Genomic DNA, 10700 nt, shown 5'->3' on the forward strand with positions numbered 1-10700 from the left:
TTTCGAATTCCCTTAAACATTGACTTCTTAACAATTCTCCTGATATCCTCAATTTATATAACAAAAGTATACATTCAAAAAACTATAAATAAAGAGGTCAAAACCCATGAACAAAAAACCACATCTCATTGATGTCCAACCTATCCGAACAAAAGAACAGATCGAAGATATGAAATGGGCCCTCAAACGTCATTGTTCCGAACGAGACTATATCCTATTTCTAATTGGCATTCATACAGGATTACGTGTAAGTGATCTACTTCAACTTGAAACACAAACAATAGTAAATCTAAAACGAAAAAAGAGGAAAGAATTCAAAATTAAAGAGGGAAAAACAAAGAAAGAACGCATGATTAATCTTACTTCTATTTTTGATGAGATCTATTCGTATACCCAAACACTAGAAAACACCTGGTTATTTCCTTCTCGAAAAGGAGACAAACCCATTAGTAAAATCCAGGCTTATCGACAATTACAAAAAGCCGGAGACTTTGCCGGTATAGAATCTATTGGGACCCACACCATGCGCAAAACCTTCGGTTATTGGTTCTATAGACAAACAAAAGATGTCGCTATGTTGCAAGAAATACTAAATCACAGCACACCACAAATTACACTCAAATACATTGGAATCAATAAAGAAGAGAAAGACAATATTCTAGATACATTTTATATTTGATATAATAAAATCTGTATGTATCAATTTACAAAAGGAGATAATATAACATGAATCATAATATTGAAACTCAACATGCAAATGAAATAAAAGAACAAAAGATTTATATAGAAAAGTTAGAAAAAGAAATTCAAATTTTAAAAGAAAATAGAAATACAAAAAAAAAATACGAATTTAAAATAGGTGGTAATATAGGATTAATAATTATTATCTGTTTAATAGTAATAATATATAAAATTAACTAAAAAAAGAGCAAACACTTGCTCTTTTTTTACTCTGAAATAATTTATAAATTATTGTCTTTCAAATTGCTGTTTAATAACTTTTTGATAATACTCATGATTACTTAATAACTCATCATGCGTTCCAAAACCTGTAATTCTACCATCCTCTAATACAATAATTTGATCAGCATCTACAATAGTAGACAACCTATGTGCTATTACAAAAGTTGTTTGTTTATGAATTAATGTATTTATAGCCTTTTGTACTTGCTTTTCTGAATCAGAATCTAGATTTGCTGTAGCCTCATCTAATAACAGAAAATCAGCATCACGCATTAAAGCTCTAGCTATAGCAATACGTTGTTTTTGTCCACCTGAAAGTTGATTACCTCTTTCTCCTACCTGCGTATTATAACCATCCGATAAACCAACAATAAATTCATGTGCATTTGCAAATTTTGCAATTTCTATCAATTTATCATCTGTAACCTTATCATTTTTTCCATATAAAATATTATCTCTAACTGTACCTGAAAAAATTGGAGTATCTTGCGAAACATAACTAAATTTCTGTCTCCATTCTTCTACATGTATATTTTTATAAGATACGTCATCTAATAAAATATCTCCATTAGTTGGATCATAAAATCTTTCTATTAACGAAAATACGGTACTTTTTCCAGAACCACTTGGTCCAACTAGTGCTGTTAAAGATCCTTTCTTAATTTTAAAAGAAATATCTTCAATAACATTCTCTTTTTCATCATATCCAAACGAAACATCTTTAAACTCTAATTGTGTTGGGGATCCAATACATGTTTTAGTAACAACTTGAACTTCCTCTTCTTCTTCTAAAATGTCAAATAATCTTTTCATAGATCCTTTTGCCTCTTGAAAACTCGTTAAAAAATGATTCATTTGTATAAAAGGAGACATAATTTGAAACAAATACAATAAAAATGCTACTAACTCACCAGAACTAATAAGACCTTGATCTACCCTCCAGGCACCAAAACCTATTACACCAATTAAAACTAAAGTAGTAAATGTTCCTAAAACTGGAGTTAATATAGAATTAATTTTAGCCCTCTTTATTCCATTCTTATAAAGAAACTCAAAATGTTTTTTTCCATTTCCCGCTTCTTTCAATTCAGTATTATAAGATTTCACAAGCTTTATTTCAGAAAGAGTCTGTGATAAATAAGCCGTCAACTGAGACATTTTATTTTGTTCTTGAAAAGAAAGGTCATATACCTTCTCTCCCAAAGGAATTACGATAAAAAGGGTTATCGGTACTACTAAAATCAAAACTAATGTCATTGGAACATCTAACGTAAATAAAATAATTAAAGAAAGTATTAATGTTATACAACTCGTGATTAAATCAACAATTTCAGATGAAATAATATTCACTATTGCAGTAGTATCACTAGTTATTCTACTTACCATCTCACCAGATTTATTATCGTTGTAATATTTTACAGGTAATTTTAAAAACTTCTCCCAAAGTTTATCACGCAAGTTTTTCACTATTTCTTCCCCTACTTTAGATAGTAGATAAAGAGAAAAAGCTGAAAAAATTATTTCCAAAATTAATAAAATAGAAATTTGACTTATTAAACCAAAAGATATACCTTTCGAAAGTTCATCCATTATATCTTTTATTAATAAAGGTATTATCAATGAAATTACACTTGAAACAATAGATAATACTAATCCTGAGATAAAATGAATTTTAGAAGGATTAGTTATCTTCCACATTTTCTTAATTGAAAAATTTTTTTCCTCTTCCATATTCTGATTACTCCTTTAAATTGCTTAATTTAAATACTATTTGAACAGAACAATATAATTCTTGTAAACACAAAATACCATTTTATCATTATAGAGCGAAATACGGAACAAATATAGAAATTTATAGTTTTATTTCAAGTTTTTTCTTTTTTTGTAATAAAAAAGAAAAAAACTATTCAAATATACAACATTATATGTTAATATTTAAAAAGTTAGTTTTACATTTCAAAAAGTAAATATAAAACTATATAATATTTAAAAAGGGGTGTTATAAATGGGGATCGCTATTAAAATCGGTGTTAAAGTTGTTGTTAAAATTATCAAGAAAAAATAATTAGTAAGAAAAGCAACAATGATTATTGTTGCTTTTTTTATTACTTATAACTTATTTTCATGCCGAAAAAAGACAATTAATAAATAATTGCCTTCTTTTAACACAATTATCAAATATAAAAATTTAACGATTATCCAAAAAAAATAATAGAATTACTTAGTAAACTATTATTTCTTTTTACCGCCACCTTTTTTGATAATTTTAATACCAATATTAACACCAATTTTAATAAGTCCGCCCATATATAACACCTCCGCTCTAATGATATTTTAATGAATCAATACCAATATATTACCATATTAAAATCACATTTCCAACATTATTATGGAAAAAATACCATTTAATCACATAAAAACAACGAAAAAACAACATAAAAACAACAAAAAAATGCTAAAGAACAAGGTGTTTTTATAGCAAGGAAATGCTTGTAGACTGATCTATACTGCATTCCCTTATTGTATGTATGCTATATTTCTATTCTTCTTTTTCCGACATTAGAACCCTACAAAAATATCAATCATATTTAATTTTTAAACAAACCGAAAAAACCTTTCCGTTTTTGTTTCTGATTTTGCTTCTGCATATCTCTAATGTTTTCAAGCAATAACTGATCTCGCTTCTCTAGCTTCTTCTCTATAAAAACTTCTAATTCACTGTTTTTACCTTCTACTTCAGTTAACTTTTTCTCCGTATTCGCTAAATGCTCTTTTGTCGTAACCAATTCATTCGTAATTTCTTGTAATTTTTGAACGAGTGCTTGATTGAATTGATTTTGTAACTGCTGATTTTCTAATACTTCATTCAATTTCTTTTCTAATTCTGATTTTTCTTCTTTTGAAACAAACGAATCAAGTTCTCCGTTTCGCCATGCCCGAACTTGATCGTAAGACCATTTTTGCACCTGTATTTTTTCTTTTATTGCTTTTAATTCTTCTATATTTTCCTTCGAGTATCTGCGATGCCCTCCCTGGCTTCGCTCCGTTTGTATGTTAAATTCGTTTGACCATACCTTTAGTAAATCGGGTGTGACCCCTAAAAGATCCGCAACAATTTTCGGTGTATGCATTTCCGATTTTAGTTCCATTTTTCATTCCTCCCCCAAAAACGGAATACGTTTTCCACGCACAAAACACAATTAAATCAACATTCCAATCAAAATCGGAATGCACTTGCAACCGATATGACAATCGATTTTAAAAACGATTTGATTTCGAAATACATTCCGATTTTAACACTGATATGTATTACTTCTCGATAATAACATCAAAATCTTTTTTATTTATACAAGATTTTATGCAAAAAAAGAATAACAAAGATCCTCCGGATCCCCACTATATCAACCATGTATAAAATCATGCATATCAATTTTACTAGAAAAGAAAAAAGAACCCCATAAAAACAAGGATTCCTCCTTTATCCTTACTACCGATAATGATACGTTATGTTAACCGATCATGTATAAGATATACATCATGAATTTTATTAGATGAGCGTAAACAAGCATACAAGCCAAAGTACTAGATTCGAATATAGATAATTATATTAAATTTCGAAAAAAAGGAGATGAATTGTTTTGAACTCATATTTTTCAAAACAAAGATGCTGTCATAGAATTTTTCCTGCTTTTCCACCTGCTGTCCCTCCGATCCCAGAACCCCAAGGACCACTAACGATCATGACATGGAACATCTATTTTGGAACTATCTTATCGCCTTTAGTAGGAACCACTCCAGAGCAAATCCCACAACGTGTTACTGAGGTCTTTAGACTGTTTCAAGCAACAAATTTTCCGGTACGAGCAGGGGCTATTGCTGATCAAATTGCAAGAAAAAAACCAGATATAATAGGTCTTCAAGAAGCAGTAATATGGCAACTTTTGTTACCTCAAAATTCTGAAGTAGCAGTAGAGTATGATTTTGTTTCGATCCTTCTCAAGGAGTTAGAAAAAAGAGGATTGCATTATGAAGTTTTAGCAATAGTAGACACTACGGATGTTACGTTACCTAGTAGCACCGGCTTCAACGTTCGATTTGTAGATCGAGATGCGATTTTGGTGCGAAAAAATTCAGGACTTAATTTCTCAAATATACAAACAAAGATTTTTGAAGCTTTTCTTCCCGTTCCAGTTGGCGGTAATGTTGAAAAACTCCTGTTTGGTTTTATATCTGTTGATGTCAAAATATCCGGAAAGAAATTTAGACTCGTAAATACTCATTTACAACCCGTTATACCTGAAATCCCCCAAACACTTCCAATACAACTCGCTCAAGCTCGCGAACTTTTAACTGGCCCGGGAGCGACTGATCTTTCCCTAGTATTCATAGGGGATTTCAACTCAAATTCTGACGGCAGTGGTCCATCTTACAACCTTTTGATAAATGCTGGATTTAAAGATACATGGACTATCGCAGGAAAAGACAATGGATTAACATGTTGCCAAGATGCTGATGTATTAAATTTGATCTCGCAACTATTTGTTAGAATAGACTTAATTCTCTTTCGAGGCGATTTCAAAGTTAAAAAAGTGGACGTTGTAGGAGAAGAGCAAGATGATCGTACACCAACGGCACTATGGCCTTCTGACCATGCAGGAGTTGTGGCTAGCTTGATTCTTCCCTCCTAAAGAAAGGACTATATTAAAAGACTCTGATAAATAAAGAATACAGTCAGAGAAATATGAATAACGATAAGCTGCTCCCCTAACTATAGGCGGTGATATTGTGATGGGATCTATCATAATTTATTTAATTAACTACCGATAACGAAAATTATGTAAATAAGCTGTCCGTATGGACAGCTTATTATATTTTTTGCTTAGCGTTGTTTTTTTCCGAAATGCTGGCGGTACCCCATATAATTCTATTTTTGTTTTAAAGTTCGAAATGCAATTGCACCCGAAATAATTTGTAGAATTACTGGAATTATTAAAGTGAATACTGACATAAATAATGTTACTAATGGAAGTATTATCATACAAACCCCATAGACTATATTGTTAACCTTATTTACCAAACATGCTAAAACTAACAGTCCTATTTCAATAATTAATACAATAGAAATATAAGTTAAAAGGGCATTGTCAGTGTAACCTTCCATACCATATATAGCTAAAGACATTACAATCACAGAACCTATAACCCCAAAAATACCACCAATTAAACCAAGTACAAATTCAGCTGTTCTTTTCAATTCTTAATACCATCCTAACTATTACTATATTATGTTTTTGATATCCGATTATCTATATTAACAAATAATAATTAGAAATACTATAAATAAACACCAAAAATCTCTTCTTTATCTTTAATCTAAAAATTGCGTTTTGGCTAGAGTGCTGGCTCGTCGTGTGGGGGCGAAACCCCACGTATTAAACGTATCAACATATTGAATAAGAACAATTCTTGAACGTTTAATCTAAGCGATTCGGCTCGTATACTTGCTTATCCAAGTCGATAACCATTATCTTGCGTTTTGTCTGTCGGCTTGGCGAAAAAAGCATATCGAGCCGAAAAAAGTTTTGCAAGGACACAATAAAAAAGAAAAAGCATTAGCTTTTAGGTGAGGATTAACGAACCGACTTTTTTTATTGTGAGGGTGGAGATTTTTGAGTGTTTTTCTCAAAAATACGACCCGTTCCTTGCGGAACTTTTAGCTATATATATAAGAGTGAGAAGAGCAAAGTGAAGAAAGTCAGTAATATCAAGGGTTTATAAGACATGAGGTGTTAATTTTTTTTAACACCTGTGTTAATTTTTTTTAACACCTAAAAAATGTAAAAACACACATAAAAAAAGATGTCAATATAAAATCGACATCTAAAATAAATAAATTGGTAGTTTATGTTTTTTCTTATTACCTTCAATTTTGATATTGCGTAGCGCTTTTGAAAAAATTTGTTGAGTTGCTCTATCAATATCATCTTTAGGTGAATTACATAATATATTGGGGTTAACAAACCAAGTTCTTGCTGAACAAGTCCTTCCATCTTCAGTTATTACACCTGTTTCTGCAACTCCTAAAACCCCTTTTTCAAGCAATTCATTCATTATTTTTGAAATAGAAGTCCTTGTTTTCCCTAATTTCTTAGCTAAATAACTAGGAGATGCCGTATTCGGTTTTATATCATCTTCTTCATTTTTTTCAACAATGACATTTGATTTAAATTCTAGAAATCTTGAAATATCAAATAAAAATGCCTTTTCTGGTTGAGTTAAATAGCCAATTTCACATAAATAATCAATATTCTCTGTAATCATTTGGACAAATCTCACCCGATCTGTAGGTTTTTTCTTCTTCCCTATAAAATACTCTTCTCCACCAGACATTTTACTTAATACTTGTAGCATAATGACTCTTTCTTCTTCAGAAAGTCCACCACTACCTTCAAGCTTTTCATAAATGCTATTAATTTTACTATCTCTTTCTTTTGCCTTTTTGTCAGCTTGTCCAAAATCAATATTTTTTTTTGTCATATCTAAGTTAATTCCTCCTTAATTGAGGGAATCAACAAAAACACCTATTTTTTGCTATTTGATTATAAATCAAATTATGATAATCTATAATCAGATAATTGAATTCTAGGTATTTTCGTAGAATACCCTATGAAAAGAGTCATGTTCCCGCATGGCTCTTTTTTTCATTCTATCACGTTTTCAATAACCTGGTTTACCGTTCCATATCAAATCCCCTAGGTTTATTAATTTCTTTCTTATGTTCATTCTCAAAATAATTATTAATTCCCTTTCTATCCAAATTTTCTTTAATAAGCCCCCTAAACGCCTTAAATTTCTCTTTAAAGACTTTTTTTGTCTGTTGATATAAAACCCTTATGTTTGCCTGTAAATCCTTTATATGAACCTTTAACGAGCTTATTTCTCTATTTAATACACCAACTTCTTTTTGTAACTGACTTTTTTCTTGTTTCAACGTTCGATTCTCTTTCATCCATCCCTCTGCATACACTTTTAAACTCTCATTCTCTTTCACAAAATCTGTCTTTTTCAAACTCTCATAATCCTTTTTAATAGTAACCGCTGCATTCACTTGTTTTGTAAATTCTTGATATTGTTCTGGTGATAACACATAATTTCTTGTCTGTTTCTTCGTGATTTCAGCTTTCCCAATCATTTTATCCTGTACTTGTGTTATTACTTCTCTACGCAAAAACGGAATCACAACAGGTTCATTTGGTACTTGATCCGTAGCACTATCTAATTCTATTTGCATTTGTTCTACTCTTTTTTCTAACTCTACATGACGCTGGCCAATTAACTGCAGCTTTTCACTTTCACTCTCTACTTGTTGTTTCACTATCTCTAATTCTTTGTAGTTATCAACGACATCACTTTCCAAACTCTTTTTCGCTACTTGTAATTCATTTGTTTTCTCTTCAACATTTTTTAAATGATGATCAATCGTTTGTAACTGCGTTTCTTTTTCTTGTACTTGATTCTCAACAATTGATTTTGTTTCTGCATATTCCTTGTATTGACGGACTTTCATGTACTTATGTGAACCTACATTAGCACGTTCAAAATTCGGAATGTGTTCTTTAGCCAATTGCTCAATATAGGCCGTTTCTAATTCTCTCCAATGTGCAATTAACTTTCTTCCCGTTCCCTCGACACCTTGTTGTTGCAAAGCTCTATCCATTCCGACACGCCTCGTTAATCCTCGACTATTTTCGAAATTCGGTACATAGTTAATATGTAAATGCGGATTGGCTTCATCATCATGTAAAACCATGTTATAAACTACTAGATTTGGATTTCGCTTTTGAAACGCCTCAGCATACTGTTTTAACGCTTCCTTTTTTGCTCCCCTATACTTTGGGTCGTCTTTACCCTCTCCAACCGCTACAACCAATTCTCGTTGCTCATGTGTCTTATCGTCTTTATGTATTTTGTCATAATAATCATCAATCTTACGGTCATTCCGTTTTTGTTTCTCATTATACTTATCGACCGCTTCTTGAAAGACATCCTTGTATACACTTCGGATGTCCTTTTGAACAAAGTAAATATTCTCGTCTAACCTTGATGGATCGATGCCAGGATTACCATGCATGTTTTCTCTGTTATTATGGCTCAATGAACTTTGGTGAGATTGATTAAATGAGATAGACCCCAACATAAAGTGCCACCACTTTCCCTAGATTAATTGATACCATAAGTCTAGCAAGGCGACGAAATGGAGTCAATTGACGTAACCCTATACGTGTTTTGACGCTATCGCATCAAAACAGATAGGGGTCTGCGACGCTCTTCGGCTCTGCCGAGCCACGTGTTACGTGGCAAAACAAAACCTTGGGCGTTGCCCAAACCCACCGGGGAACTCTTCCCCAGACCCCCTCAATCAAACTCCCCAACCCCTCAATCCTTGAGGGGCTCCCTCGCCGGTTGGCAGGAACAAACGGTTGTTTGTTCAGTGCCAAGAGGGTTCGGGTGTAGTCCAGTTGGTCAAGTCAAATACTCCCTTCGCTTCGCTAGGTCCGTTTTGATTGACCAACACACGCAATCGCCTCTACTGATCGCTTTCATTTTGCTCTCTTTTTTCTATAAAACCAACATCACTTAAATTTGTTATGTATCTCTCAGACAAGCCGAGAGACTACATAAATTACTAAGTTAGTAATTTATGTAGATACGAGCTGTAACCAGATTTATTAATCTAGCATATTATGTAAACGCGACTTTGAATCTATAAAAGAATTGCAAAGGAGGCGAATATAAAATGGCAACATTTGAAATTGGGGCAAGATGTCTTTTCAATTTTCGAAACGAACGCTTTTTCCTATTAGTTGAAGATGAAATTGAAGTTCCAGATAAAGGTGTAGAGCTTGATCCACTTAATATTTATGAAATTGACCAGCAAACTTTCGAATTCATCAGAGATGAAGGAGATACAAACGTATGTGAACCGGTTATTACACTTCCAACTGTACCACCTGGATTTCACTTAGAACGAAAATGTATTTTTACAGTTGATAATGCATACTGGGCAATCTATGAGTTAGAAGATGGAACTGATGAAATTGTTATATTAATCATCAGTGCAGCTTTATTTAACTCATTAAGAAATTCTGGTGTTCATCAATGTATACCCCAAAATCTCATTTAATAAATTGATTAGACCTCAAATGGAATACTCATTGAAGAAAATGCCCTCGCGTAGTTTTCTTCAATGGATTAAATTGTTATGTAAAAAGTTTTTTAATTATTAGTGGTTTTTAGTTGTTCCCTCTTGTTTTTGGGTGTAAGTGCAATGGCTGGGGTGAAGCGAAGCAGAAAAAGGTAGAGGTTTTCGAGAGATTTTTTCTCGAAAATACCCCTAATATTAAAATATTAGGGGTATTTTTTTATAAGGAGTTCTATTCTATGAGGAATATAATACAATATATACTTGTTCTTTTTTCTTGATATCCTATAAAAATACATTTTTTCTGCATTCTATTGTTTTTTTAATAACATTTGATTTATAGAGGCTATCCCCTTCTAATTTGAAAGTAAACTTTTGAATAGAAGTTTACTTTCAGTTTCGTCAATAAGAAAAACCACAGCGATTGCTGTGGTTTTTCTTATTGACCGACTAAAACTAAGATGTAAATGCTCATAGCATTGTATGTTGGATTTCAATTATAAGTTCCAATGTAAACTTTTCAATATTAGTTTAC

9 protein-coding genes are annotated in these 10700 nt (G+C 31.9%); 4 read left to right on the plus strand and 5 right to left on the minus strand.

What is annotated here, in order from left to right:
* The first annotated feature begins 106 nt into the window (after window positions 1-106).
* Together NSQ47_RS28060 and NSQ47_RS28065 are read left to right on the plus strand one after the other, a co-directional pair.
* Complete coding sequence (locus NSQ47_RS28060) at window positions 107-679, plus strand: tyrosine-type recombinase/integrase (protein WP_215573201.1); 573 nt, start codon at window positions 107-109, stop codon at window positions 677-679.
* A gap of 47 nt (window positions 680-726) precedes the next feature.
* Window positions 727-921 (plus strand): hypothetical protein, encoded by a 195-nt coding sequence (locus NSQ47_RS28065; RefSeq protein WP_193659187.1) that lies wholly within the window; start codon window positions 727-729, stop codon window positions 919-921.
* Between the two features lie 48 nt (window positions 922-969).
* Here NSQ47_RS28065 and NSQ47_RS28070 read toward each other — a convergent pair whose 3' ends face one another.
* Together NSQ47_RS28070 and NSQ47_RS28075 are read right to left on the minus strand one after the other, a co-directional pair.
* Window positions 970-2694, minus strand: coding sequence for an ABC transporter ATP-binding protein (locus NSQ47_RS28070; RefSeq protein ID WP_341039057.1), 1725 nt, complete (start codon window positions 2692-2694; stop codon window positions 970-972).
* A gap of 857 nt (window positions 2695-3551) precedes the next feature.
* The gene (locus tag NSQ47_RS28075) at window positions 3552-4112 is read right to left on the minus strand and encodes a MerR family transcriptional regulator (protein WP_018783718.1); all 561 of its coding nucleotides are present in this window, start codon (window positions 4110-4112) and stop codon (window positions 3552-3554) included.
* 489 nt (window positions 4113-4601) lie between these two features.
* On the opposite strand from NSQ47_RS28075, the gene NSQ47_RS28080 reads away from it, so the two are divergent.
* Entirely contained in the window at window positions 4602-5651 is a 1050-nt protein-coding gene (locus NSQ47_RS28080) for an endonuclease/exonuclease/phosphatase family protein (RefSeq protein WP_341039062.1), read from the plus strand.
* Window positions 5652-5887: 236 nt separating this feature from the next.
* On the opposite strand, the gene NSQ47_RS28085 is transcribed toward NSQ47_RS28080, so the two are convergent.
* The 3 genes from NSQ47_RS28085 to NSQ47_RS28095 form a co-directional block, all read right to left on the minus strand.
* The gene (locus NSQ47_RS28085; RefSeq protein WP_098080061.1) at window positions 5888-6217 is read right to left on the minus strand and encodes a DUF4064 domain-containing protein; all 330 of its coding nucleotides are present in this window, start codon (window positions 6215-6217) and stop codon (window positions 5888-5890) included.
* A gap of 626 nt (window positions 6218-6843) precedes the next feature.
* On the minus strand, window positions 6844-7500 hold the full coding sequence (locus NSQ47_RS28090; protein WP_071151408.1) for a MarR family transcriptional regulator: 657 nt from the start codon (window positions 7498-7500) through the stop codon (window positions 6844-6846).
* Between the two features lie 193 nt (window positions 7501-7693).
* Complete coding sequence (locus NSQ47_RS28095) at window positions 7694-9160, minus strand: plasmid recombination protein (protein ID WP_341039066.1); 1467 nt, start codon at window positions 9158-9160, stop codon at window positions 7694-7696.
* Between the two features lie 600 nt (window positions 9161-9760).
* Here NSQ47_RS28095 and NSQ47_RS28100 point away from each other — a divergent pair.
* Complete coding sequence (locus NSQ47_RS28100) at window positions 9761-10147, plus strand: spore coat protein (RefSeq protein WP_098889154.1); 387 nt, start codon at window positions 9761-9763, stop codon at window positions 10145-10147.
* The last annotated feature ends 553 nt before the right edge of the window (window positions 10148-10700 follow it).

Origin of the sequence: Bacillus sp. FSL R10-2780, assembly GCF_038006125.1 — a bacterium.
Classification (GTDB): domain Bacteria; phylum Bacillota; class Bacilli; order Bacillales; family Bacillaceae_G; genus Bacillus_A; species Bacillus_A cereus_U.